Source organism: Xenorhabdus hominickii (assembly GCF_002632725.1).
Classification (GTDB): domain Bacteria; phylum Pseudomonadota; class Gammaproteobacteria; order Enterobacterales; family Enterobacteriaceae; genus Xenorhabdus; species Xenorhabdus hominickii.
This window is the reverse complement of record NZ_NJAI01000003.1, coordinates 313980-340932: the sequence shown is the minus strand read 5'-3', so window position 1 is coordinate 340932 and position 26953 is coordinate 313980. Positions and strand designations below refer to the sequence as shown.

Annotated in this window: 17 protein-coding genes and 2 pseudogenes; 5 read left to right on the top strand and 14 right to left on the bottom strand. The window is 45.1% G+C overall.

Annotated features, from left to right (window positions below; all coding sequences use genetic code 11):
- Window positions 1-179 precede the first annotated feature (179 nt).
- Window positions 180-11561, bottom strand: a complete 11382-nt coding sequence (locus Xhom_RS44155) for a non-ribosomal peptide synthetase (RefSeq protein ID WP_069316853.1) — start codon at window positions 11559-11561, stop codon at window positions 180-182.
- A gap of 774 nt (window positions 11562-12335) precedes the next feature.
- Between Xhom_RS44155 and Xhom_RS44160 the strand changes: the two genes are divergently transcribed.
- Window positions 12336-12632, top strand: coding sequence for a hypothetical protein (locus Xhom_RS44160; protein WP_069316854.1), 297 nt, complete (start codon window positions 12336-12338; stop codon window positions 12630-12632).
- A 33-nt stretch (window positions 12633-12665) separates the two neighbouring features.
- Here the strand turns inward: Xhom_RS44160 and Xhom_RS44165 are convergent, their stop codons facing one another.
- Complete coding sequence (locus tag Xhom_RS44165) at window positions 12666-12908, bottom strand: hypothetical protein (RefSeq protein WP_069316855.1); 243 nt, start codon at window positions 12906-12908, stop codon at window positions 12666-12668.
- A gap of 267 nt (window positions 12909-13175) precedes the next feature.
- Window positions 13176-13370, bottom strand: coding sequence for a hypothetical protein (locus Xhom_RS44170; protein WP_069316856.1), 195 nt, complete (start codon window positions 13368-13370; stop codon window positions 13176-13178).
- Window positions 13371-14170: 800 nt separating this feature from the next.
- On the opposite strand from Xhom_RS44170, the pseudogene Xhom_RS44175 reads away from it, so the two are divergent.
- Both Xhom_RS44175 and pcp read left to right on the top strand, forming a co-directional pair.
- A pseudogene (locus Xhom_RS44175) lies at window positions 14171-14443 on the top strand (5-oxoproline transporter, DUF979 family subunit); the annotation flags it as partial.
- A pseudogene (pcp, locus tag Xhom_RS44180) lies at window positions 14427-15073 on the top strand (pyroglutamyl-peptidase I). The pseudogenes Xhom_RS44175 and pcp, both read left to right, overlap by 17 nt.
- Window positions 15074-15175: 102 nt before the next feature.
- On the opposite strand, the gene pgpA reads toward pcp, so the two are convergent.
- The 11 genes from pgpA to queA form a co-directional block, all read right to left on the bottom strand.
- Window positions 15176-15667 carry a phosphatidylglycerophosphatase A gene (pgpA, locus tag Xhom_RS44185; RefSeq protein ID WP_069316858.1) on the bottom strand — a complete coding sequence of 164 codons (492 nt, stop codon included), beginning with the start codon at window positions 15665-15667 and terminating at the stop codon, window positions 15176-15178.
- Window positions 15660-16706: a thiamine-phosphate kinase gene (gene thiL / locus Xhom_RS44190; RefSeq protein WP_069316859.1), complete on the bottom strand. Its 1047-nt coding sequence runs from the start codon at window positions 16704-16706 to the stop codon at window positions 15660-15662. The genes pgpA and thiL overlap by 8 nt, the downstream gene beginning before the upstream one ends.
- 101 nt (window positions 16707-16807) lie before the next feature.
- A complete protein-coding gene (gene nusB / locus Xhom_RS44195; protein ID WP_069316860.1) occupies window positions 16808-17224 on the bottom strand; it encodes a transcription antitermination factor NusB in 417 nt (138 codons plus the stop codon).
- A gap of 29 nt (window positions 17225-17253) precedes the next feature.
- The gene (gene ribH, locus Xhom_RS44200) at window positions 17254-17724 is read right to left on the bottom strand and encodes a 6,7-dimethyl-8-ribityllumazine synthase (protein ID WP_069316861.1); all 471 of its coding nucleotides are present in this window, start codon (window positions 17722-17724) and stop codon (window positions 17254-17256) included.
- A gap of 148 nt (window positions 17725-17872) precedes the next feature.
- Window positions 17873-19027 (bottom strand): bifunctional diaminohydroxyphosphoribosylaminopyrimidine deaminase/5-amino-6-(5-phosphoribosylamino)uracil reductase RibD, encoded by a 1155-nt coding sequence (gene ribD, locus Xhom_RS44205; RefSeq protein WP_069318482.1) that lies wholly within the window; start codon window positions 19025-19027, stop codon window positions 17873-17875.
- Window positions 19028-19068: 41 nt separating this feature from the next.
- Window positions 19069-19518 (bottom strand): transcriptional regulator NrdR, encoded by a 450-nt coding sequence (gene nrdR / locus Xhom_RS44210; protein WP_069316862.1) that lies wholly within the window; start codon window positions 19516-19518, stop codon window positions 19069-19071.
- 109 nt (window positions 19519-19627) lie between these two features.
- Window positions 19628-20596, bottom strand: a complete 969-nt coding sequence (gene secF, locus Xhom_RS44215) for a protein translocase subunit SecF (protein ID WP_069316863.1) — start codon at window positions 20594-20596, stop codon at window positions 19628-19630.
- A 10-nt stretch (window positions 20597-20606) separates the two neighbouring features.
- On the bottom strand, window positions 20607-22454 hold the full coding sequence (gene secD / locus Xhom_RS44220) for a protein translocase subunit SecD (protein ID WP_071933875.1): 1848 nt from the start codon (window positions 22452-22454) through the stop codon (window positions 20607-20609).
- Between the two features lie 28 nt (window positions 22455-22482).
- Window positions 22483-22815, bottom strand: coding sequence for a preprotein translocase subunit YajC (gene yajC / locus Xhom_RS44225; RefSeq protein WP_069316864.1), 333 nt, complete (start codon window positions 22813-22815; stop codon window positions 22483-22485).
- A gap of 133 nt (window positions 22816-22948) precedes the next feature.
- Window positions 22949-24073 (bottom strand): tRNA guanosine(34) transglycosylase Tgt, encoded by a 1125-nt coding sequence (gene tgt, locus Xhom_RS44230; protein WP_069316865.1) that lies wholly within the window; start codon window positions 24071-24073, stop codon window positions 22949-22951.
- 97 nt (window positions 24074-24170) lie between these two features.
- The gene (queA, locus tag Xhom_RS44235; protein ID WP_069316866.1) at window positions 24171-25271 is read right to left on the bottom strand and encodes a tRNA preQ1(34) S-adenosylmethionine ribosyltransferase-isomerase QueA; all 1101 of its coding nucleotides are present in this window, start codon (window positions 25269-25271) and stop codon (window positions 24171-24173) included.
- Window positions 25272-25375: 104 nt separating this feature from the next.
- Here queA and Xhom_RS44240 point away from each other — a divergent pair, with 104 nt between their 5' ends.
- Window positions 25376-25999: an acyl carrier protein phosphodiesterase gene (locus Xhom_RS44240; RefSeq protein WP_069316867.1), complete on the top strand. Its 624-nt coding sequence runs from the start codon at window positions 25376-25378 to the stop codon at window positions 25997-25999.
- A 155-nt stretch (window positions 26000-26154) separates the two neighbouring features.
- Window positions 26155-26757 carry a peroxiredoxin C gene (locus tag Xhom_RS44245; protein ID WP_069316868.1) on the top strand — a complete coding sequence of 201 codons (603 nt, stop codon included), beginning with the start codon at window positions 26155-26157 and terminating at the stop codon, window positions 26755-26757.
- Window positions 26758-26953 lie beyond the last annotated feature (196 nt).

Below are 26953 nucleotides of genomic sequence, written 5' to 3'. Positions count from 1 at the left end.
TATCTGTAATCCATATTGCACCTCTCGTGCAATATAGTATCGCAGCTAAAGCTGACCGACTAAAGTCGGTGGTTTTAACCTTTCATATGGAAAAATAAACTGGGCCTGTTCTCATCATCATTCGGCGCAATCAATATATTAGACATAAAAATCGCGCCGTTTTTTCACAACAAGTCAGATCAATCCACCAACTCCAACACACCTTCAATAATCTGTGATTTCAGTTCGATAATATTGTGGTGGTCACAAGGCAGTGGTATGACAGACAGATGCTGGCAAGCCTGCCCTATCTGGTTATCATCAGCGTGCAGTGCTATCGGTATTTTTCCCTGCTTGTTTAATTGAGCGTGGAACTCCGGCAACTGAGTCGCTTTAAATAGAGTGACCGGGCTATGTTGCAGAGGTTGCGAGAGCTCATTCTGGCAAATCGCATCGTCCGCAGGGCCTGCCTCCAGCGCTCGTACCGCTGCATCCCCTTCCAGCCCCAGCTCCTGTAATAGCATCTGCCGCCAGCTTGGATGTAAAGCCCCCAGACTGACTTGATAGAAGCTGTCCAGCAGGTAGAGATGGATATCACGTATCCCTCTGGCTTCCAGTTGTGATGCAATCTCCAGAGCAATTAACCCACCCATTGACCACCCCAAAATACGTACAGGGCCTTGTGTCAATGACTGATACCGTTCCATTTGCTCCAGATAGAAACTGGCTATGTCACGCAGTGAAGTGATTAATGGCCGATGGTACAGGTTGTAATTATCCACACCCAGACACGTCAGTTTGCCATCCAGCGTTCTGGCGATGTCCAGATAAACTTCACATCCCGCCATAGCCGGATGGATCATCCATAACGTTTCTTTAGCTGAACCGTTATTCAATGGCTGGATCAGTTGATATTCAAGGCTTTCAAGAATGCCGCGGATGCTGCGCCGCTTGAACAATTCCATCACGGTGACTGCCTGCCCCAGCAAGGTCGACATCTGCTGGCAGACCGGAATAGCCAAAATGGACGTTCCACCACATTCAAAAAAGTCATCGTTTACGCCAACGTGATCCAGCTCCAGTTTCTGCTGCCATAACTGACAGAGTTGCTGCTCCTGTTCAGTCTGTGGCGGTTGATACTGATGCTGTTTTGGCGCGATATAATTTAGCGCCGACAATTGCTTACGGTCTATCTTGCCGCTGGAATTCAACGGCAGTTCTGGCATATGCACCAGTACAGCAGGAACCATATACGACGGCAACACTTGTGCGAGATGCTGGCGTAAATCGTTTTCATCCAGAAGTTCGTCACTGACGTAATAGGCGGCCAGACTATCAGATAAGCCACTGATTTTAACCAAAGCACACTGGCGAATGTCCTTCATTGCCATCAGCGTATTTTCAATTTCCCCCAATTCTATCCGATGACCATTGATTTTGACCTGACTGTCTATTCGTCCCAGAAACTCAATGTTGCCATCCGGTAACCAGCGCCCTAAATCGCCTGTCCGATACAGACGTTCACCACTGATAGGATGATATAGGAAACGTTCTTCTGTACGTGCCGGGTCCTGATAGTAGCCAATAGCCACACCTATCCCGCCGATATACATCTCACCGATGGCCTGAGCCGGTACAGGTTCCAGATCTTTATCCAAGAGAAGGAAGAATTGATTCGCCAATGCCTTGCCATAAGGGATACTCTGGTTATAACTGGCGCCTTGTGGTACTTCGAATAAAATCGACCACACCGAAGCCTCAGTGACCCCGCCGCCACTGAAAATGCGGCAACCGGGGAGCCAGTCACGGCAGCGCTGTATATGATTAACCGGTACCCAGTCGCCGGATAACAGAACACGATCCATCGCCACGTTAGGCCGTTCTGCCAATATTTCCACTTCCTGCAATAGCAATTCAAACAACGCAGGTGCCGCATTCCAGATCGTGACGCCATGCTCACGAATTAATCTGAGTAAGGTTGCTGGCTGGTATCGCTGTTCTTCGCTTGGGATCACCAGATTTCCGCCTACACCTAAAACGCCGAATATGTCATAAACTGACAAATCAAAGCACAAGGCATTAAGAGCCAGCAAAGTATCTCCCCGCACAACATTCAATTTACGGTTGATGTCTATCAATGTGTTGTTAGCCGTGTCATGGCGAACAGCAACGCCTTTCGGTGTTCCCGTGGAGCCAGAGGTGAAAATGACATAGGCCAGACTGTCACAGGGGATCGGCACAGGCAATGACATCGGTTTAGGCTCAGTCAAATGAATGGCGCAACCATAAGGATCGAGCTGGATAATTTCACAAGTTTCGGCTGTCCATGCTTTACTACTGATCAGCAACTGCGTACCTGTCTGATCAATGATCTGTTGGCAACGTTTCTGCGGCCATGAAATATCCATCGGTACGTAAGCTCTCCCTGCCAGCAAGACAGCCAGAACAGCAATGATCTGCGCCCTGCCTTTACTGACCTGAATGGCGATAAGTTCAGATTGATTACGCGGATGTTGATGGATTTGCGCGGCCAGTGTCTGTGCAGCCTGAAGTATTTCAGCATAGCTGCATTGGCCGATAGTATCAATTAAGGCAATGTCATTTGGCTGCTGCCGAGTCCAATCGAGGATCCCCTGATACAATGGGTAACTGTAGAGAGAAGCATCCTGTGTTTCCATTGGCGGCTGCAACAGAGCCATTCTCTCTTCCGATGAATACAGACTGATGTCTTGCACCAATTGTTCTGGATGAGCCACCATCTGCATCAATATATTCTGGAAGTGCTGGACCATGTCATTGATGGTTTCTGGCGCAAACAAAGCCTTAGCGTAGTTAATGTTGCCAGCCAGCGCATCATTACCCTCTTCAAACCCGAAGCTGAGGTCAAACTTGGCGACATCATATAACTCCGCCAGATTTTGCATGATGAAAGGTGCATTAGCATCAGTCGCTTTCTGTTCCAGCGCGAAAGAGATCTGAAATAGCGGATGGCGTGATAAATCACGTTTTAACTTCAGGAATTCGACCAATTTTTCGAAAGGCATATCTTGATGCTGCTGGCTGCTAATGGTGTTGGCAAAGACCTGACGAATTTGTTCAGCTACACTCCATTCTGGTGATACCTGGTTACGCAGTACCAACATATTAACGAACATGCCAATCAGTGGCTCCAACTGCGGGTGTGAGCGGTTGGCTATCGGGCTACCAACGACAATATCGTGCTTGCTGCAATACCTGACCAACAGGAAATTCATACCCGTCAACAAGACCGCATGTAAGGTCACATCCAATTGGCGCGCCAATTGCCGCAGTTGCTGGCTTAACTGAGGTGTAAGGGAGAAGAAAGTCGTGCCGCCACGATGGTCAAAAATATCAGGGCGCGGATAGTCGCAGGGAAGTTCCAATTGAGGGCAATTTTGCAACTGTTTTAGCCAGAATTGTTTTAGCTGTTCCAATTTATCGCTAGACAGCATCTGTTGGTGCCAAGCTGCGTAATCCATATATTGGATAGATAACGGCGGTAGTGCGGGTGGGCGGTTGTCCAATTCAGCACCATAAAACTCTGCCAACTCCCTTAAAAACACATTCAACGACCAGCCGTCAAAACTGATGTGATGAATGTTGAGCAGACAGAAATGAGACACATGTCCATCTGATTCTATTCGTTGTAACAGCGTCGCCCGGATGGGGTATTCGTAGCGTAAATCAAAGATACGTAAAATCTCCTGCTGCAAGAAATCATGCCACTCATCCGTCTGCACTTCAGCATGGGCGACCACCAGTGCCTCATCATGGGCTTGCAGGAAAGATTCTCCATTATCATCTTGCTCAAAGGTACAACGTAATATCTGATGGCGTTGCACCACAGCTTGCAAACTATGAACAAAGCTGTCCATCTGAATATCTGTCTGTAAGCTGAATAACAGGGGAATGTGGTAAACATTGTTTTCCTGCATCAGCGTTTCGATAAACCAGAGTCGCATTTGTGAAAAAGACAGAACTCCACGTTGCAACCCTGTTTTCGGGATCACTTCAAGGTGTGTGCAATTATCGGATAGGAAGGTACTCAGGGATCGGACAGTAGGATGCCGATTCAACGCCACCAATGGGATTTCACACTGCAATGACTGACTCAGGCGATTACTCAACTGGATAGCCATAATGGAATTGCCGCCCAGTCGGAAAAAGTTATCGTCTATACCAATACGTTCGCATTGCAGCAGTTCCGCCCAGATATCACAACACTGTTGTTGCAGCGGTGTTTCAGCAGAGATGTATTTCTGCTGTGCATCCGTAAACGTAGGTGCCGGGAACAGGCGGCGATCCAGTTTGCCATTAATAGTCATCGGAATGCGGGCTAATGGAATCAATGCACTGGGTTGCATATAGTTAGGCAACACCTGTGCCAATGTCTGCCGGATCTCGGACGAAAGATCATCACTGGTCGATATACTGCCGTTTGACATACTGTCGTTCAACGTATAGTAACAGACTATTTTTGGGGATTCCTGACCATGAATGATAGCCACAGCCTGATCAACACCGGGGATATCGGCGAGCACACTCTCGATTTCTCCAAGCTCGATCCGATACCCTCGAATCTTCACCTGACTGTCATTACGACCGAGATATTCCAACGATCCATCATCCAGCCAGCGCACAATGTCGCCCGTGTGGTATAAGCGTGAATGATCTGAATGCTGTTGGAATGGATTAACAACGAATTTTTCACGGCTCAATTCTGGTTGATTCAAATAACCGCGAGCCAATCCCACACCGGATAGGAACAACTCACCGGGCGCACCAACCGGCAATGGTTGCAGATTACTATCCAGCACATAAGCCCCACATTGCGCCAACGGCTTGCCGATGTTACACGCGCCATTATAGTGATAAGGGTTAACGGTGCAGCAGACACTCGTTTCAGTCGGGCCATAGCAGTTAAAGACATTACGCCCCTGAGCCGCGTAGTGATCCAACACATCCTGAGAGGAGGCTTCACCACCCACCGCCAGCCATTGCAGGCTATCCGGCAACGTCGGTTTGAGTTTGAGCAGCACAGGCGGCAACATCGCATAACCAATCTGCCACTTCTGCAATAACGTTTGCAATTCCTGCAAGTCATAACGCTGTACGTCAGATGCTACCACCAGCGAATGTCCACCCACAAATGCCGGGAAAATCTCCATCAGATGGGCATCAAACACAATAGAAGCAAATTGCAGGAAGCGAATGCCTGGCTGCGTCATTTCCATTCTGGTAAACAGACTACGCGCCATGACAGCAGAACCCCGGTGTTCCACCAGCGTACCTTTCGGCTTACCTGTCGTGCCTGATGTGTAAATAACATAAGCCAATTGCCTTGGTTCCACCTGTGGCAGTAACGATTGTATATCGCCTGTGGCCTCTGTATCCGCCAATTTTCTCAGGTATAGCTGTTGTAGACCGGGGCGCTCAAACAGAGGTGCCAAATCTGGCTCAGTCAGTACCAACTGGATTTGGCTGTCCTGTAGGATGTAATCCAATCTCTCTGCAGGAACATTTGTGTCCATCGGCACATAAGCCGCCCCAGCTTTAAGGATCGTCAGCAAGGCTACGATCATGTCAATACCACGTTCACAACACAGGCCAATCAATTCACCGGAAGCTAATTCACGCTGGAAAAGCCGGCGATAGGTAGCCCGCAGCCGAACTGCCTGACGTGATGAGAGATCATCCAGTTCTTGATAGCTTAATGTCCGGTAATCGTCCATTAACGCCGAATTTTGCGGTGTTAATCGCGCCTGCCTTTCCAGTAAACCATGCAGCGTCATCGGTTCCCATGTTTCTGAAGCCGCAAAAGCCCACTCTTCCAACAGTTGCCGACGTTTGTCATCACTCAGCGCCAATAACCGCTGATGAGGATAATGAAGATGGGAAGGAAGACGAGCCAGCAATACGCCCAACATTTGCAAAATGGCGTTGGCACGTTTGGCATCAAGGCTATTCTGGTTATAGGACAGAGATAGTGTCAAACCTTGTTCTACATCGCCCTCAGCAATCAGATTCAAGGGGTAGTCAGTAGTATTGCCACTGGCAGCCCGCAGATTGGCTCGCATGGTATCCAATTCTGTCGTTGGATAATTTTCATAGACAAAGATAGTTTGAAACAGTTTTTCACCCGCAGATTGTAATTCGGCCAGTGGCTGATAACTGTAAGTATCCAAATCAATCATACGTTGATGAAGAGTACGAAGCTGTTGCAGACAGGTTGATTGCGGCTCCCAATCCATCACCAGTGGCAATGTATTGATAAACAACCCGACACTACGCTCTATGCCTGATACTGGATGATTACGGCCAGACAAGGTGATACCAACGATGGTTTGTGATTGTTGGCTAAACAGATGTAATAACTTGTGCCAGACGAATTGAAGCATGACATTGAGTGTCAAGCCATGGTTGCGGGCGGTTTCCTGTAATGACAAAGCCACTGCATGAGGCAATGCCTGACATGCTACCGCCTGAATATCAGGCGTTTCATTACCGGAGGAATTCCGTGCATCACGAGCCAACAACAGGGAAATATCCGTACTCTCCCAATGCTGAGTCCCCAACTTTTGCCAGTGATGGCGGCACTCTGCAACCTGACTGGCGTAATAACGCTGGGTCGCCAGATAAGAAATATCGATGCGGGTATCTGGCATTTGTCCCGCCTGTAACTGCTGGTAAGTGCGATGGACATATTCCAGTAATATCTGGCTGCTCCAACCATCAATGATAATGTGATGACTGGTGTGGATCAGGCTGTATCGGTCTGCTGCCAATTTAACGAGACAAACCCGCATAAGCTCCGGTTTATTCAGTTCGAAAGAGTCGTTGTATTGTTGTTGGCAAAGCTCAGTCAGTTCCTGCTCCTGTGCAGAATGGGTACTGAGATCATGGTATTGCCATAATAATTCAGCATGTTTGGACACAATTTGCAGCGGCTGTTCCTGCCAGTCAAAGCCTGTACGCAACACCGGATATCGTTGCTGGGCGTATTCCCAAGCACTGTAATAATTATTCAGATCGATCGGTTGTTCGTAATCCAAGACAAACTGAAAGTGGTAGGTCGAGTTATCTGGGTAACTCAGATAATGGTGGATAAATCCTTGTTGCAGACTGTTAGCGGGATAAACAACGACTGGCTCCAATCCTGCCGGTAATCGGGACAGCAATGCGGCATTAATCCCACCATCCATTTCCTGCTGAGTCGTATTGGCTGATGATGCCATAGTGTCGATAAGCGATATCAATGCTATTTGGAAGCTGTGATCCAACTGAGCAAGCTGCGATTGGCTGAGTAAGCCATCCCAGCGATAGTGCAGCTCTTGGCCGATAAGCCAGATATTGAGGGTAAGCAAACCGGAATCAACATTGTGTGGATTAATGGTCTGTCCGGCCGATTCTGCACTAATCTGCCAATCACTTTCAGGCGCCTGTAGCTGCCCCAGATAATTGAACACTACGGCAGGATAAGGCGCTGACAGAGCAGGTTCCTCCCCCCCCAAACTGCGCAATGCACCGTATGAAATGCCTGAATCCGGTATACCTGCAAGAGTGGCATGAACTTGCTGCAATGAAATCGCCTCTTCACCCTCAGCAGAAAAATGCAGGGGATAGAGAGACGTAAACCAACCAACCGTACGGCCAACATCCAACTGTATCGATGGCAAATGGCGGCCATGACCTTCCAGAAGCAGCGTATGGTTCGATATTCCACTGAGATTGCCCAGTGCATGTAAAAGTGCAGTCAGCAATACCTCATTGGGAGCAAAGCTTGCTGCACCCTTGGTCACATCCAGTAAACGAATACTGGCGGCAGGCTGTAAAGTTTGTTGCAGAAATTGACGAGTGTGGCTGGCCTCCAATAATGGCCGATAATCAGATTGTAAAACACACTGCTGCAGCCAGAATTCACGCTGAGATTCGAAGCTGGAGAGCTGTTCCGTCAGGGCTGTCTGCCATTGCCGATAACTGGCAGTTTTGGCACCAAGATTGTCGCCATGATAAAGCTGTTTTAAATCATCAAGTACTATGCGCCATGACACGGCATCAACAATCAGATGATGCAAGGCACAGTAAATGCGCGCTGAACCATCCGCATAGCCATCAATATAGGCAAAACGCCACAATGGGCCAGCCGCAATATTAAAATCACTTTGCCAGCTATCCAGACGGTCATTGAATGCTTCATCGGTCAACTGGTCATAATGGCAAATCTCCAGCGCCGTTGGTACGACCTGCTTGATACCCAGATAAAGCTGACATTCAGCAGGAATAAATCTGGCTCGCAGCATATCGTGCCGTTCCATCAACGCTTGAATCGCTGCTTCCAGCTTCTGCGGTTGCAAAGGTGGCACCCGAATCAAGAAAGCCTGATTCCAGTGATCCGGTTCAGCAAACGCCTGTTCGAAAAACCAATGCTGAATAGGATGAAGAGGAAAATCACCCTGTAGAACTCCCTGCTCGGAATGCTTCATCTGGCAATCAGGGGTAGCCGCCAACTGTACTGCCAGTTCGGCAATCGTGCGACATTGATATAACAGTTTGGTGCTGCATGGCAACTGCTGGCGACGCATTTCTGAAACCAAACGGATAGCGGAAATGGAATCTCCCCCCAGATGGAAAAAATCGTCATCAATCCCTATTTCGTCCAAACCCAGAATCCCTTGCCAGAGATTTTGCAGCCGATGCTCTAACTCCGTTTCTGCGGCACGATAAACATAACGGCTCTGTTTAAAATCGGGTTCTGGTAACGCCACAGCATCCAACTTGCCACTAATCGTCATCGGCAAGGATGCCAGTTGTACGAATGCAGATGGCATCATATAATCCGGCAGGGAAAGCTGCAAAGTACGGCGTATGCTATCTTCATTTAAGGTAATATCTGACACATAGTAGAGCACAATGTGCGAGCGATCCTTACCGCGTACCTGCGCTGTGCATTGACTCAGCCCAGATGCCGCAATAAATACCTGCTCAATTTCAGCCAGTTCAATGCGATGCCCATGAATTTTTACCTGAAAATCCTTGCGTCCCAGATATTCCAGCTCCCCATTCGGCAACCAGCGCGCCTGATCACCCGTGCGGTAGAGCCGCTGATCATCGGAATGTTGAGCAAACGGGTTGGCAATGAATGCCTTGGCTGTTAATTCCGGCTGCCCCAAATATCCTCTGGCCAGCACGGCGCCAGAGAGATAAAGCTCACCGCTCATGCCCATCGGGACTAACTGCAACTGCTCATCCAATATATAAGCCTGAATGCCGGGAAACGGACGACCAATATTATGGGCACCATCCCACTGATAATGGTGCGTAGTGACACATACGCTGGCTTCCGTGGGGCCATAGGCGTTAAATATCCGCCGCCCCTGCATGGCGTAGTGATCCAGAATGGCTTGAGGTGTTGATTCCCCTCCCACCAGAATATTTTGCAATCGGGCAGGTAACACCGGTTTTGTTTTCAACAGAGTGGGAGGGAAAGTGGCTATTTCAACTTGATAAGTTTCAATTAATTTTATCAACAAGTCAGGATCATGGCGCTCTTCTTCTGAAGCAACCACCAATGTATGACCAAAACACAATGCCATGAAGGTTTCGAACACATGGGCATCAAATGCCAGCGAAGCAAACTGTAGCCAGCGTTGAGGTTGTTCAATGCCCTTAATCACCTTGGCATATAGACCATCCAACATGAGTAATACCCCACGATGTTCCAGCAGAGTCCCTTTCGGACGGCCTGTCGTGCCAGAAGTATAGATGGAGTAGGCCAATGAATTCGGCTTTGAGGCAGCTATCGGCGCGCTGGCTGGCTGATCACAATAATCATCCCCATGGCTGCCCAATGTCAGCAAAGCCAGGTTTTGCCCGTAATCACGCAATATAGGCTGATGCGCCATATCCGTAATTGCCAGCCGGGATTGACTATCGGTCAGAATATAGGCCAGCCGTTGCGTTGGGACTTGCGGATCAAGAGGCAGATAGGCCGCTCCCGCTTTCATCACGGCCAGCATGGCAACCACCATATCAACCCCACGATTCATAAAAATCGGCAATAATGTATCAGGGGCTAATGATTGTCCTGTTGTTTGCAGATAGCGTTCCCGTATCAACTGAGCCAGTTGGTTACTACGTTGTTCCAATTCCGCATAACTGAATTGCTGCTGGTTATCAATCAACGCGATTTGTTGTGGATGCAAGCAAGCCTGCTGTTGAAACTTTTCATGAATCGTTGTTTCCGGGACATCGGCCTGCTCTCCCTGATGACCATATTTCAGTAAGGCCATACGCTGATCCGGCGTCAGGAACGAAAATTGTCGGATTGGTTTTTCTGGATTTGTCAGGGCATTAACCAGTAATTGCTGGAACTGCTTAGCCAAAGCAGTAATTTGTTCAGGGTGGAAACGGCTGCGTGGGTAGCGGATACGGAAAGCCCATTGATCACCTTGCTGCTGATATTCCAGCGCCCATTCCGAATCAGCCAAGTCGTTGTTGAAACGGTGATTGTAATTAACTTCACAACCCTCCAGTTCCAGACAGAAATCCTTGAAATGAGCTTGATTTACAACGACATTTAACTTACGGATAGGGGTAACGGGTAACACCTTAAAAAGTGGCCAATATGAGCAACGCAGACCGGATGGTGTCTTCAATGATGAGGTATAATTTAACGCATGCTGGTAAAGCGAAGCAAAGCTGGCTGTATCATCCAATTGTAAGGGAAAAACAGCGGTGTTGATTTGGGCACCCAATGAAAGAGACTCTCCCCCTGCCACGGCAACAGGATAACTGACGTGAACCTTTCCATCAGGTATATATTGAGCAATCAGTGCCGCCCACAACGTTTTGAACACCAGAAATGGCGTACAGTGCCGCAGAGAACGTTTAAGGTGCTGCCAATCACTTAATGGCAGATTGAAACGAACCTCTCCGATCAGTTCCTGTTCATCTTTCGCCAGTTCTGATAAATAAGGCAACGGATTAGTTGCTGCCACATCAGCCAGACATGTTTTCCAGAACTGTTCCGGCTGATGTTCTTCCAATATTTTGATCTGCTGACGATATTGTGCAAACTTTTCCGCAACTTGCTCTAGTGTCAGCGGGGTATGACGCAGGGGGCGCTGATTATACAAATCCGATATAGCGTGATAGAGCTCTTCGGTACTCCCTCCATCCACTACAATATGGTGCAATACAATGACCAATTGAAATTGTCGCTCTGACTGTCGGAACAATCCAAACCGGATAAGTGGCCCTTGCCTTAAATCAAATGGTTGTGAAACAAACTGAGGCAGTTTTTTTTCACAGTCAAAAAGTTGTAGGGGATTAAGGCTATTCGAACCAGATTTCCAATATAATTCACTACTTTCTTCATCAAGCTGATACTGAAATAATGGATATTGATTCATCAATCCCTGTATAGCCGATCTCAATTTACTTTCATCTAAATCGCCCTGAATCGTTTGGTCTATGACCATATGGTATTTAACTGAGTCAGGTTCAAGAATCCATTCATTCCAAAATAGGCGTGTAAATGGAGAGGCCAGAATGCTATCCATACGGATACTCCTTTCGAATTTATTATTAAATAAAAACTTGTTTACCTGACCAGAGATCAGGTAATTACTTTTTGAATCAGTCCTGGCGATAAATTAGAAAAGCAATACCTCAGCATCCTCATACCTAAATTGGCTGCTAGGTAGATATTGTGAGTTATCGTCGTTATAAGAATTTTTAATTAGGCAGGCATCCTGCTTTGGAAACATATTCAGGCTATTGTTTGATTAAATATAAACCCTTGCTGTCTCTTTTTTATTAGTCTTCATCCTTGATATAACGGTGAATATAAGTGAAGGTTATCCTAGTGGTTTCTTTTTAAAACAATGATCTTATAAATAATACAAACTGGAAATTAATCATAAATCATTAATAAATAACATCTAACACACTAACAGATTTATTATTCCGCCCAGTGCAATAAATACAGAATAAAATAAATAAAATTTAACCAGCGATAGCTTTTTTTATTAAAAAATCGAGTTTGCTAGCAAACAACTTATTCGCAAAAATATACTTTCATATCAAAATCAAATAAATATCATTTTAAGTAATACAACAATCATAAAATATCTAACAAAATAGAAAAATAATCATTTTTATGTACTATGGAAATCATGGGAATATTATTAAAGATATAAATAACCATTGGTTATTATTTAATATTGTTATTTTTAGGATGGTAATTACAAGATAGGAAAACAGACGATAAAATTATTGATTTCACATCATCAAATTTATATCCGCTCAAAATAATTTGACGAACAGTTATATCAATGGAGAAAGGGGGAAGAGAAAACACTTATGGAGGGAATAAAAATCATGGGAAGCAAATCACTCAATCCTCTTATCGTTCAGCACGTAACGGACAGGAGAAATCTCTGCCAAAACTGGCAGGTTTTTGCCACGAGAAAAAAAGAGCGGGCTACAGGACTCATCTGACTAAGTTTGTTGGATCTGCTGCTCAAACGTCATATGGCAAGACGGTTATTTCCCGCAGTTTCGTTGTTCAAGGCAGCTCAAAATACGAGTATATGGTTATGGCCAATATTAGAAATATGCGATATGTGTAACTGTCTTTTTGTCTAATACTCCTAAGTTGTCTTTCAAAAAGGGAGCACAGGGCGTTGAAAATCGACCGAACTGGCTAACTCTTTTCCTTGAATGAGATATTTAGCCATAAAGGCCAACAAATAATCTTTACCTATTCTTGAAATAAGAATATCAAGGATACTAGGTTCGAAAACATGAATAACCAAGTTGTTGTTTTCACCAAACCCATAAGTTCTTAAAAACAAAATATCAGAAACATGAACAGCGTCTAATTGAGTATAACGTGCAGCATACATTTTTCCTTTTTCCCACGTATAAAAATATTCTTTTCTCTGTCAATAAAAAAAGATGTAGGTTTATGTAAAAAAAAACAAATATAAATAAATAGAGTTATCAATAATAAAAAAGGGGAAACACCTCATCTAATAATAAATTTCGCCACACTGTGGATTTTTCATAAAATATATTATCCATATAGCGAATATAAAAATATTGGGATAAAAATATACTTGTTGAATCATAAATATATTCATACACCTTAAGATAACTTGGAAATTTAGGATTTAAATAAAATTTATCCCGTATTCTTCTTTAACATCGTTGACTATTTCTAAATATATTTCTTCATTAAGCCTTTCTACATCGGGATCCCGCCCGCTGAGAGTATCATTGAGATGTGAACTCTCCTCACTAACCGCTTCCTCCAGTTTCATCAAGTCATCAATTTTCCACTGATAATAATATTCAAACTGATTCACTACTTACTCCTTTCCCCTTAAAGAAAAGCTACACGCTGTGCTAACTCTCATTTCTTTCTCAAACAAAATTAAAATATGTAATAGAAAAAAACCGTATTTACAGATGATAAAAACACCCAATTATAAATACATAAAACAAAGAACTACCGAACGTTAATTTATTTTTATAAATTCAAAAAATTTAGATAAAAATATTTTTTATTATTATTCATAACACCATAAAATAACACTATAAAAACAAAATAAATCGTCTTTTAATAAATACATTATGAATTGGTATTATTTAATTAGCAATTGACATAAATTAATAATATATAAATAATTTTACATTAATGGATGTCCAATAGAAAAAACTTAAAAATAATAAACCAATTAAAAATATATTTTAATTACACTAAAAATAAAATTTTAAATTACTATTTATCAAAAATACCCCTATTTATTCATCAGACAATCATCTCTATTTTCCAACTTTATTTATTAATTTACTTTTAAGCGATTGGTTGAATCCGTTCACTATATATCCCTTAAAAAGTGATCTGCATTCCATTTTTATAATTCCATGTGAATTTTATTTGCCTATTAGTTAATCACTCACTATTTATTTTGTTCAACAATACAAAAAATGATTTAACAAAAGTCACCATGTGAGCCAACAACATAACAACGATAAACTTATCTATGGGGAAGTAAAATATGCAGCAAACCATCAATTTTTGGCCTCTGATCGGGATCGCCGTCATCATGATCGGTTTTATCTCTATGTGTTGGCAGGGCTTCTTTTGCTCGCTGTCGCGGTCATGTCATGGCGTGACAAAGCGAATCCCCGTCGTTTAACTACAGGGCTATTTTGGGCACTGTATGGTTTCATCTTTTTAGTAGGGAAATGGAGTGGCGATCTGGTGGCGATTTGGGTCACTGATGAAACTCATGCCCAGAAAATCGCTCATGTCAGTGTTGGAATATTGGTGGTTGTTATGGCACTTCTGGCAGGGTTTGGCGGGGTTCGTTTAGGAAACTATCATCAACGTACACCAGAACAACGGCAAGAAAGTTCTGAACGTCTCGGTAATCACAGCATTTGAGCCTTTCGGTGGGGAAGCAATTAATCCATCATGGGAAGCCAGCAGGCCATTGCAGGGATACCAATTCGCTGATAAGAAAGTTGAAATTTGCCAACTTTCCTGTGTTTTCGATATATCCTTGCAGCAGCTTTATACCGCTATCAATAAGTACCAGCCTGAACTGGTGATTGCTGTCGGGCTGGCGGGAGGCAGAACGGCTATCAGCGTAGAGCGCGTCGCAATTAATATCAATGATGCAAGAATTCCTGATAATGCAGGCAATCGCCAATTGATACCCCCGTTATTGCGGGTGGCCCTGCCGCTTATTTTTCTACTCTGCCCATCAAGGCAATCGTGAAAGCGTTAAATACAGCAGGTATTCCCGCTTCGGTTTCCCAAACCGCCGGAACCTTTGTATGTAATCATGTTATGTATGGCTTATTGCATCATTTAACTCAGAATTATCCTTCCATACGTGGTGGATTTATTCACGTTCCTTATTTACCAGAACAATCCGCAAAATTTTCCCATCAACCAAGCATAGCTCTGGAGTTAATGACGAAGGCATTAAAAATCACTGTTGAAACAGCATGGAGCAATAAATCAGATATCACTGTTATAGGCGGGGCAACGCACTGAGCACAAATAAGCCGTCGATAAAAATAAATTAGCCACTAGTTCCAGTGGCTAATTTATTAATTATCACAACGATAAAAGCGAAGATTCAGAAAGGCAGAATACTCAGAAAGGCAATAGTTGGTAGAAATTCAATAGCCAGATCACCACAACCGAAAATATCGCCGCGATAATGTCATCCAGCATGATACCGACCCCGCCTTTTACATAGCGGTCAAACCAGCGGATCGGCCACGGTTTCCACATATCGAAAATGCGGAATACCACAAAGCCAACCAACACCCATTGCCAGTTGAGCACTGGGATTGCCATTAATGTGATCCACATACCAATGAATTCATCCCAAACGACACAACCGGGATCGTCCACCTGCATGGTATCGGCTGCTTTTTGGCAAATCACGCAACCAATGACTGTACCCAACAAGATAGCTAACCAAATTCCCCAGGTAGGCAACTGCACCAACAGTAACCAAAAAGGGATCGCCACCACTGAACCCATTGTGCCCGGCATAATCGGCGATAAACCACTGCCGAAACCCGTCGCCAATAAATGCCACGGATTACTCATTTTTAGGCGGCGTTTCGCATCATCCATGCGTTCCCTCCGTTTGGTCATTTTCTGTCTGCTGTGCTACCGAACAAGGTATTACCGGCTTTTTATCAGTTTTAAAATGGTCAAAGCCTTTCAGATCCAGCTCAATTTCTTCGTTGTTGTTAAAGTAGCGGATACCTTCTGATTCTGGCCTGATTTGCCCAACGCAACAGAAACTTGCGCCTGTATGAGCTAATGCCATATTTAATGCACCACGGTTAAGCTCTGGCACGGTGAAGCACAATTCATAATCTTCCCCACCACTCAACGCCCATTTCAATGCTTGCCCTGGAGCAACATATTGTTGTAGTGCTTCCGAATACGGTAACGCATCCAGATTAATACGTGCGCCACATTGGCTGGCTGTCAGGATGTGATTGAGATCAGAAATCAAGCCATCAGACAGATCAATTGCCGAAGAGGCCAGATCACGCAGTGCCTGCCCCTGTAAAACCCGTGGTTGCGGGCGAAGATGGCGTCTAACCAACCAGTTATGGATCGCGGTATCTTCCACTGTCAGGTGCTCTTGCAACAGAGCAAGTCCTGCAGCACTGTCACCCAACGTCCCGGTCACATAAATCCAGTCTCCGTTCTTCGCACCCGCACGGCGTAACGCCCTACCTGCCGGAACCAAACCATGTACAGTGAGAGTCAAACTCATGGGGCCTTTTGTGGTATCCCCACCGATCAACTGCATACCGTAATAGTTTAGTTGTTCAAACAAACTATCACTGAATCGTTTTAACCAATCCTCATTGACGGTCGGTAACGTTAAAGCAAGAGATGCCCAAGTTGGATCTGCTCCAACAGCAGCCAGATCACTGATATTGACAGCCAGAGCTTTATAGGCCAAATCCTCTGGTGAGATATCAGGAAGGAAATGAACACCAGAAACTAACGTATCCGTTGTTACCGCGAGTTCTTGCTTATCTGCAACGGTCATCAGCGCACAATCATCACCAATCCCTAGACTTACATCACGTCGGCGAATGACATGGCGATTGAAATAACGTGCAATGAGGTCAAATTCACCACATGCCATAATAGAATTCCAAAAATTGACTAACGATGAGCACATAAGGCCGGAATACCGGCCTTATGTATAAAATCATCGAGTTATAATGGGGAACTCCTGACAAGCAATCACTTTTTCTTACGTGCTGCCGGGCCAGCTTTATCCAATACCCCATTCACGAATTTATGGCTATCTTCAGCACCAAACGTTTTTGCCAGTTCGATACCTTCGTTAATAGCCACTTTGTAGGGAACATCATCACGAAAGCTTAGTTCAAACATCGCAACGCGCAAGATGGCTTTTTCCACCTGACCTAACTCTTCAAGTTGACGAGAAAGATAAGGTGCCATCAAAGTATCCAATTTTGTAGCATTGACCGCTACCCCGGATAGCAACTCACGGAAATAGGTGACATCAACACCGGTTACGTCCTGCTCTGACAGAAACTGCAATTCAACATCAGCAATACTATTTTTGGATAATTGCCATGAATAAATTGCCTGGACAGCACACTCACGAGCACGACGACGAGCAGCAGGTTTCACAAAATTCCCCTTAATTAAAACTAGAAAACTCAGCCTTTAATGGCTTTAATTACATTGATCATTTCCAATGCGGTCAAGGCAGCTTCCGCGCCCTTATTGCCCGCTTTAGTGCCAGCGCGTTCAATTGCCTGCTCAATATTTTCGGTTGTCAGAACACCAAATGTAACAGGAATATTGCTGGTCATCGCCACATTAGATAAACCAGAGCTACACTCGCCAGCAACATATTCGAAATGGGCTGTACCACCACGGATAACAGTTCCCAGAGCAATAGCCGCGTCATATTTTTGGGACTCAGCCAGTGCTTTGACCGCCAGTGGCAATTCATAAGCACCCGGAACCCATACTACGGTGATATTGTCTGAAGAAACTTGACCGATACGCTCCAGCGCATCCAAGGCCCCTTCCAGTAGGCTGTCATTTATGAAGTTGTTAAAGCGGGCAATCGCAATGGCGATGCGGGCTTCAGGAGCTGCAACAACACCTTTGATTACGTTCATAGCCGTCCTTATACCTTATTCATATCCGCAGGGGCGCGGATCTTATCACATTCTTTTTCTCTGCGTCTTGATTTATGTTCAAACTTAAATCAAGACGTTCCGAGTACCCGATTTTTATTTCATAATCAGCGCGACCAAGTTGATTGCTTTAATAAACTGGACGCAGGCGTAAGCGCAAATCAGGGCCAACTTGCTTCACATCAAACAGTGTGAATTCAGGCGCATCTGATAATTTCTGCAATTCCGGGATATCAAACAATCCACGAGCACTATTGCCCAATATTTTCGGTGCCATATAAAGAATCAGTTCATCCACTAATCCTAGCGATAACAATGCTCCGGCCAATGCTGGCCCACATTCTGCCCACACCGAGTTCACTTGACGTTTACCGAGTAGCATCATCAACAATACCAGATCAATCCCTGTACTCTGTTCAAGGTTATTTCCAGCCTTATATGCTAAATCTGGTAAGGGACGTGCAGGCAATAAGATTTGATCTGCATTATCGGGCCACATCTGTTCATCAATGGAAGTACGTGCTAACCAACATTGCCCCGTTTGCTGCACAACTTGATGCTGTGGTGTCACACGATTTTGACTATCAACAATAATCCTGATTGGTTGACGTAAATTTTCTTGAGGATAAATTGCCTGAACTTCCGCGCCTAACTCATTCCAGCGGACAGTCAAGGAAGGGTCATCAGCCAATACGGTTGCGCTGGTACTCAGAATTGCGCTGCATTGTGCCCGCAATTTTTGCACGTCTTGACGGGCTTCAGGTGAGGTAATCCATTTACTTTCCCCTGAGGCTAATGCGGTACGCCCATCCAGTGATGTTCCCATTTTGAGTTGCAGATAAGGAAAACCGGTACGCATCCGCTTGAAGAACCCTTTGTTCACCGCTTCTGCTTGTTCCATCATCACACCATGCTCAACAGCAATACCTGCCTGCTGCAACTTATACAATCCCCGTCCGGCAACCTGTGGATTCGGATCTTGCATTGCCGCCACTACGCGACTGACTCCCGCTTCAATCAAAGTATCAGCGCAAGGAGGGGTTTTGCCGTGATGGCTGCATGGTTCAAGAGTCACATAGGCCGTCGCCCCTTTTGCCTTGTCGCCAGCCATACGGAGAGCATGAACTTCAGCATGAGGTTCACCAGCCCGTAAATGAAAACCTTCACCCACAATGTAATCATCCTTAACGATGACGCAACCTACATTCGGATTCGGTGATGTCGTAAATCGTCCCAGATACGCCAATGCCAGCGCACGAGACATATATTTTTCATCTGGGGTCATTTGTGCATTAAGGGTCATTTTTTCATCGGGAGTCATGGTGTTTAGTCTTGTAATTTGGCTATTTCTTCACCGAATTCACGGATATCTTCGAAGCTACGGTAAACAGATGCAAAGCGAATATAAGCGACCTTATCAAGCTTTTTCAGTGCATCCATCACGAAATTCCCGATCATCTTTGACGGAATTTCACGCTCTCCTGTTGCCCGTACCTGTGATTTAATGTGGCTAATCTCTGTTTCCACATCATCAGAGCTGACAGGACGCTTTTCCAGAGCTTTCTGCATTCCGCGACGCAATTTTTCTTCGTCGAAAGGCTCACGAATATCATCACTTTTAATAACTCGCGGCATCACCAGTTCTGCAACCTCAAACGTAGTGAAGCGCTCATGACATTCTAAGCACTGACGGCGACGGCGCACTTGTGAGCCATCCCCAACCAAACGGGAATCAATAACTTTAGTATCAACGGCTGCGCAAAATGGGCAATGCATATCGTTTCCTGACAGTTAACCGAAGGGATAACAGTGTACCTTGAAGTGATAATAAAAACACCCTGTCAGTGAGTACTAACAGGGTGTTTTAGTAAGGTATGCTAAGCAATCAAGGAAGAATGGAAGGCTGATCTGCCCCTTCTTTCTCAACTTTCTGCTGAATCATATGTTCGCGCTTCATACCCAATTTCAACGCCAGTGCTGACGCCACATAGATAGAAGATATTGTACCGATGGAAACCCCGATTAACATTGCCAATGAGAAGCCTTTCAGCATTTCGCCACCAAAGATGTAAAGCATCATCACGACCAACAGTGTCGTTGCTGACGTCATAATGGTACGGCTCAGTGTCTGGGTCAGAGAGACGTTCGTGATTTCATACGAAGTACCACGGCGTATTTTGCGGAAGTTCTCACGAATACGATCCGACACAACGATACTATCGTTCAATGAGTAACCGATAACAGACATCAGAGATGCCACAATTGTCAGGTCAATCTCAATATGGAATAACGACAGTATACCCAATGTAATAACCACGTCATGGGCTAGTGCGATAACCGCTCCCAATGCCAAACGCCATTCAAAACGGAATCCGACATAAATCAGGATACTGATCAGTGCTACCAACAGTGCCATCGCCCCGGTCTGCGCAAGCTCACTGCCTACGCTCGGGCCGACAAATTCAACACGCTTAACGGTTGCTTCTTTATCGATATCGGCATTGATGACTGAGATAATTTTATTACCCAGTTCTTGCCCTGCATTGCCTGATACTGGCGGCATACGAACCATAACATCACGGCTGCTGCCAAAGTTTTGCAAGAGTGCATCAGAAAAGCCATTTTTTGTCAGGCCTTCTCGCATCTTATCAAGATCCGCAGGTTTGCTCAGGTTAATTTCGATTACCGTACCACCAGTAAAATCAAGCCCCCAGTTAAACCCGCGAACTCCTATCATGACAATAGAAGCGACCAATAACAGTAACGAAATACCAAAGGCAACGTTGTCCCAGCGCATAAAGTCGATGACTTTACGCCCATAGTTTAATTGTTCAACAGTGTAATCCTGTGCCACAACGTGCTCCTTAAATTGACAGCTTATTGATACGCTTGCCACCGTACAGCAGGTTCACGATTGCACGTGTTCCCACAATGGCGGTGAACATTGAAGTCGCCACACCGATGCTGGTTGTGATAGCAAAGCCCTTGATAGAGCCTGTTCCCACAGCATACAAGATCACGGCGGTAATCAGCGTAGTCAGGTTTGCGTCGATAATACTGGAGAACGCACCTTTGTAACCTTCATGGATAGCCTGCTGTACAGTGCGCCCGTTACGCAACTCTTCTTTGATACGTTCGTTTATCAAAACGTTCGCATCCACGGCCACAGCAAGTGTCAGGACGATACCTGCAATCCCCGGCATGGTCAGTGTCGCTCCCGGCAACAAGGACATGATACCCACAATCAGAACCAGGTTAGCCAGCAGTGCGCTACTCGCGATAAAACCAAACTTGCGATAGTAAATCACCATGAACAGGATGGAAGAAATCAAGCCCCACAAACATGCCTCAAGACCTTGCTCAATATTCTGCAAGCCCAGAGTTGGCCCGATGGTACGCTCTTCCACAATCTGGATTGGTGCAATCAACGCACCTGCACGTAGCAATAGTGATAACTGACGAGCCTCAGCAGGGTTACCAATTCCCGTAATGCGGAAACTGTTACCCAAGCGTGACTGAATGGTAGCAATGTTGATGACTTCTTCTTTCTTAACCAAAAGTGCTCGGCCGTTAGCATCTTTCTTACCGCTGTCCTTGTATTCTACAAACAGCGTTGCCATTGGTTTTTGCAAATTATCTTTGGTGAAATTAGACATTGCCGTGCCACCAGCACTATCCAAAGAGATATTAACCTGTGGGTAGCCATTCTCATCAGTGCTCGAAGTGGAGTCAGTGATGTGATCACCTGTCAGGATAACACGCTTGTACAGTACAACAGGGTTACCATCGCGGGTATACTGCAATTCTGAATCAGCCGGAATGCGGCCAGCCTGCGCCGCATTCTGGTCAATATTGGAATTGACCAAACGGAATTCCAGTGTTGCGGTTGCACCGAGGATCTCTTTCGCGCGGGCGGTATCCTGAATACCTGGCAGTTCAACAACAATACGGTCAGCACCCTGACGTTGAACCAGAGGTTCAGCAACCCCTAATTGGTTAACACGATTACGCAGAATAGTGATGTTTTGCTGCACAGCATAAGAGCGGGCTTCACGCAGGCGCTCATCACTCATGACAACTTTCAGCACGTTGTTTGCACCCGTGGAGAACACTAAATCACGGTGACGAGGCTCAAGATAGCTGTCAGCTTTAGAACGTGTGTCGCCATCACGGAAACGAACTTCGACGCCGTAATTATCAATTTTGCGGATAGTAGAATAAGGAATGTTTTGATCACGCAACTCAATGCGTAAGCTATCAATGTTCTGTTCTTGTAACTTGCTCAGGGCAGTTTCCATATCCACTTCCATCAAGAAGTGAACACCACCACGCAGATCAAGCCCCAATTTCATCGGCTCAGCACCGACTTTGCTTAACCAGCCAGGTGTCGCAGGTGCAAGGTTCAGCGCTACAACATACTGTTCACCCAATGCAGAAACCAGCGCTTCACGGGCACGGAGCTGAACATCAGAATTACTGAAACGAGCAAGAATTGCCCCATTTTCCAGTGCAATAGACTTGCTCTTGATTTGGTCTTTTTCTAAAACATTACGGACTTGGTCCAGCGTTTTTTCACTGGCGGCGATGCCTCGCGCGCCAGTGATTTGTACAGCCGGATCCTCACCATAAAGGTTGGGAAGTGCATAAAGCAAACCGATGAGGATCGCAGCGATCAGCATCAGATACTTCCACAAAGGATAACGGTTCAACACGGCAGTTCCCTTCGGGAAAATCGGAAAATTAAATAGCCTTCATTGTACCTTTCGGCAGAATGGCAGCAACGAAGTCACGTTTGACAGTTATTTCTGTGGTGTCATTCAAGGCAATCACAACATAGCCTGTTTCTGACACTTTAGAGACACGCCCAACCAAACCACCAGAAGTCAGCACTTCATCCCCTTTGGAGATGGAATCCATCAATTTTTTATGTTCTTTGGTACGTTTTTGTTGTGGACGCAGGATCATGAAATAGAAAATCAAACCGAAAACAACCAGCATGATAATCAGAGAATATGGGTTCCCCTGAGCTTGCGCACCAGAAGCTGCCGCAGCTTCAGAAATAAAAAAACTCATTAAATTTCCCTCATTGTTATCGAAGACATGGTTATCACATAGCCCTCGAAAATTGTTATCGAAAATCGACAGTGGCTCGATCAAAAACCAGCCCAATATGCTACACATATTAAGGCTGGTTAGTCACGCCAAATTATATATTTAACGACGGAACGGGTTTGCCAATCCGCTGATAAAACTCTTCAACAAACTGTTTCAGTTTGTCCTCTTCAATGGCTTTACGAATTCCAGCCATCAAACGTTGATAATACCTTAAATTATGTATTGTATTCAGCCTTGCACCAAGAATTTCGTTACAGCGATCAAGGTGATGCAGATATGCACGACTATAATTGCGGCAAGTATAGCAGTCACAATGCTCATCCAGTGAAGAAGTATCTTCTTTATGTTTGGCATTGCGGATCTTGATAACTCCTTCTGTCACAAACAGATGACCATTACGGGCATTACGTGTCGGCATCACGCAGTCAAACATGTCAATACCACGACGAACACCTTCAACCAAGTCTTCTGGCTTGCCGACTCCCATCAGGTAGCGTGGCTTATCTTGCGGGATTTGCGGGCAGACATGTTCCAAAATACGATGCATATCTTCTTTTGGCTCACCAACAGCCAGACCACCCACAGCGTAGCCGTCAAAACCAATTTCTACCAGTCCCTTTACCGATACATCACGTAAATCTTCGTAGACACTACCTTGAATGATGCCAAACAATGCATTTTTATTGCTCAATTCATCAAAGCGCTGACGGCTGCGTGCTGCCCAACGCAATGACATTTCCATGGAACGCTTCGCATAATCCCAATCCGCAGGGTATGGAGTACATTCATCGAAAATCATAACGATATCGGAACCCAAATCATGTTGGATTTCCATGGATTTTTCAGGGCTGAGGAATACAGGCGTTCCATTGATTGGATTACGGAAATGAACTCCCTCTTCTTTGATTTTGCGCATCGCACCCAGGCTAAATACCTGAAAACCACCCGAGTCTGTCAGGATAGGTCCATGCCACTGCATAAAATCATGCAGGTCACCATGCAATTTCATGATTTCCTGCCCCGGACGCAGCCATAGGTGGAAAGTATTTCCCAAGAGGATCTGAGCACCTGTTTCTTTCACCTCTTCCGGTGTCATACCTTTTACTGTACCGTAAGTGCCCACCGGCATAAATGCCGGGGTTTCCACTACGCCACGATCAAAAATCAATCGACCACGACGGGCATTCCCATCCGTCTTTTGTAACTCAAATTTCACTTAACCTCCAGACATCAGAAAAACAGTCTGATGCGATGTTTAGACACCGTTAACACCAGCGGATCTGGAATAACGACTCTTTTAATTTTAAACGCTTTTATTTCGATAACGTTTCTTTTGATGCCACTGTATTACGATTGATAAACATCGCGTCACCATAACTGAAAAAACGATATTTTTCTGTTACCGCTTCTTTATAAGCATTCATGGTATTTTTATAACCAGCAAATGCAGAAACCAGCATGATAAGCGTGGATTCCGGCAAGTGGAAATTGGTAATCAGCGCATCAACAACCTGATATTCAAATCCAGGGTAAATAAAAATTTGGGTATCATCAAAAAATGGCGCGATCACGCCATCTTGACAGGCTCTGGCAGCACTTTCCAAGGAGCGAACTGACGTTGTTCCCACCGCAATCACTTTATTGCCACGTGCCTTACATGCCAATACCGCATCCACCACATTTTGTGGTACTTCCGCGTATTCAGCATGCATCACATGATCTTCGATGGTTTCCACTCTGACTGGCTGGAAAGTGCCCGCGCCTACGTGCAGGGTAACAAAGGCCATTTCAACGCCTTTTTCACGCAGAGCAGCCAAAAGAGGCTCATCGAAATGCAACCCGGCTGTCGGTGCAGCTACTGCCCCGGGACGTTCACTGTAAACCGTCTGATATAACTCCCGATCCGCATCTTCATCAGGACGAGCAATATAAGGAGGCAGCGGTATATGGCCGATTTCATCTAAAATAGCCAATACATCACGATCATCATCAAAACGGATTTCAAACAACGTATCGTGGCGCGCCAGCATCGTTGCTTTAATGCTTCGCTCCTCACCGAGAACTTCTTTACCAAGAACATCTTCACCGAGAATAAGTTCAGCGCCTTCTTTCGGTGCTTTGGACGCACGAACGTGAGCAAGTACTCGCTTATTATCCAGCATCCTTTCGACTAAAACTTCTAATTTTCCCCCCGTCGTTTTGCGGCCAAACAGGCGCGCAGGAATGACGCGAGTATTATTGAAAACCAACAGGTCACCAGCTTCCAACTTATTCAGCACATCAGTAAAAATACCGTGCGTCAGCTCCCCTGTTTCACCATTAAGGGAAAGCAGTCGGCAACCACTTCGCTGCGACTGAGGATAGTGAGCTATCAGCTCTTCTGGCAATTCAAATGTAAAATCAGCGACACGCATTTTATCTGTATCATTCTAAAAAACAGGCAGACTAGTCTAGTGCTGCAAGCCCGAGGGTGCAACAAAGAAGCACTTAGTTTAACTATTTACGGTATACTCTCACTATGAATTTTCTCGCACATCTTCATTTAGCTGCATTATCGGAAAGTTCCTTATTGGGAAATTTGCTGGCGGATTTCGTTCGCGGCTCACCAGAAGGATTATTCAGTTCCGATATTGTAGCAGGTATCCGTATGCACCGCCGGGTAGACACCCTGACGGATAAACACCCGCTTGTCATTGAAGCACGTCGCTTATTCCGCTGTGAATATCGGCGAGTTGCCCCAATTACCCTTGATATCATCTGGGATCACTTTCTTTCCCTGCATTGGGACAAATTTGAAAAAAATTACTCTCTGCCGGAATTTGTCAATCTTGCCCGCCGCGATATAGAACCTCATCTCAGCTCCACTCCCGAAAAGTTTCAAGAGCTCAATCAATATCTCTGGTCACAAAATTTGCTCATCCGCTATGCAGATATGTCATGTATTGCCAATGTCCTGCAAGGCATGGCGAGAAGACGTCCCAAATTATCAGCGCTCGCGGGATCATATCAGGATATCGAAAACCACTACCTTGATTTCGAAGCACTATTTTGGCAATTCTACCCGCAAATGATGACATTGGCGTCAAATAAGCGTCTACTAGAGCAGGAAATTTCCCCAGAACCTTGCACTTTTCCTAAATAGTTTTATCTTATGTAGGCTAAAAGGAATTAAAAATAGATTATTGATAGGTAAAATCTATTATATCAATTGGTATTTTATCCTTTATTGCTATACCCTAATTCCTTATGCTGTAACCCGTTTCCACATAACACCTTTTAAAATCACAGGAGTCAATTATGGTTTTAGTAACCCGCCAAGCCCCTGACTTTACAGCTGCTGCAGTTCTCGGTAACGGTGAAATCGTTGATAATTTCAATCTGAAAAAACACCTGAATGGCCGTCCTGCCGTTATTTTCTTCTGGCCAATGGACTTCACTTTTGTCTGCCCTTCTGAACTGATCGCTTTCGATCACCGCTATGAAGAATTTCAGAAACGTGGTGTTGAAGTCATCGGCATTTCCTTTGACTCTGAATTCGTTCACAACGCATGGCGTAAAACCCCAATCAGCGAAGGTGGTATCGGCGAAGTCAAATATCCAATGGTTGCTGACATCAAGCGTGACATCATGAAAGCTTACGGCATTGAGCACCCAGAAGCTGGTGTTGCTCTGCGTGGTTCTTTCCTGATTGACAAAAATGGTGTTGTTCGTCACCAGGTTGTTAACGATCTGCCACTGGGCCGTAACATTGATGAAATGGTACGTATGGTTGACGCACTGCAATTCCACGAAGAGCACGGTGAAGTTTGTCCTGCTCAATGGGCAAAAGGTCAAGAAGGTATGGGCGCTTCACCTGAAGGCGTAGCAAAATACCTGACTAAAAATGCAGACAAACTGTAATTCTGCTCAAAATTACATAAATCAATAACATCGTTTTATTTATTACCCTAAACCAGTCGCTTAGCCGACTGGTTTTTTTTATCCAAATAAATTAATTATCCTAATATTTTTCGTTTTATCGCCTTACACACGAAAATCATCTTTCCAAAATTCTGAGCTTTGGATAAGGTGAGACACATATTTTTAACAAAAAATA

What these genes read in the sequence shown, in the direction of transcription:
- Xhom_RS44155 (WP_069316853.1), bottom strand. Translation starts at nt 11,561, where the DNA reads ATGGATAGCATTCTGGCCTCTCCATTTACACGCCTATTTTGGAATGAA.
- Xhom_RS44160 (WP_069316854.1), top strand. Translation starts at nt 12,336, where the DNA reads ATGGAGAAAGGGGGAAGAGAAAACACTTATGGAGGGAATAAAAATCAT.
- Xhom_RS44165 (WP_069316855.1), bottom strand. Translation starts at nt 12,908, where the DNA reads ATGTATGCTGCACGTTATACTCAATTAGACGCTGTTCATGTTTCTGAT.
- pgpA (WP_069316858.1), bottom strand. Translation starts at nt 15,667, where the DNA reads ATGGATGATGCGAAACGCCGCCTAAAAATGAGTAATCCGTGGCATTTA.
- thiL (WP_069316859.1), bottom strand. Translation starts at nt 16,706, where the DNA reads ATGGCATGTGGTGAATTTGACCTCATTGCACGTTATTTCAATCGCCAT.
- ribH (WP_069316861.1), bottom strand. Translation starts at nt 17,724, where the DNA reads ATGAACGTAATCAAAGGTGTTGTTGCAGCTCCTGAAGCCCGCATCGCC.
- ribD (WP_069318482.1), bottom strand. Translation starts at nt 19,027, where the DNA reads ATGACCCCAGATGAAAAATATATGTCTCGTGCGCTGGCATTGGCGTAT.
- nrdR (WP_069316862.1), bottom strand. Translation starts at nt 19,518, where the DNA reads ATGCATTGCCCATTTTGCGCAGCCGTTGATACTAAAGTTATTGATTCC.
- yajC (WP_069316864.1), bottom strand. Translation starts at nt 22,815, where the DNA reads ATGAGTTTTTTTATTTCTGAAGCTGCGGCAGCTTCTGGTGCGCAAGCT.
- queA (WP_069316866.1), bottom strand. Translation starts at nt 25,271, where the DNA reads ATGCGTGTCGCTGATTTTACATTTGAATTGCCAGAAGAGCTGATAGCT.
- Xhom_RS44240 (WP_069316867.1), top strand. Translation starts at nt 25,376, where the DNA reads ATGAATTTTCTCGCACATCTTCATTTAGCTGCATTATCGGAAAGTTCC.
- Xhom_RS44245 (WP_069316868.1), top strand. Translation starts at nt 26,155, where the DNA reads ATGGTTTTAGTAACCCGCCAAGCCCCTGACTTTACAGCTGCTGCAGTT.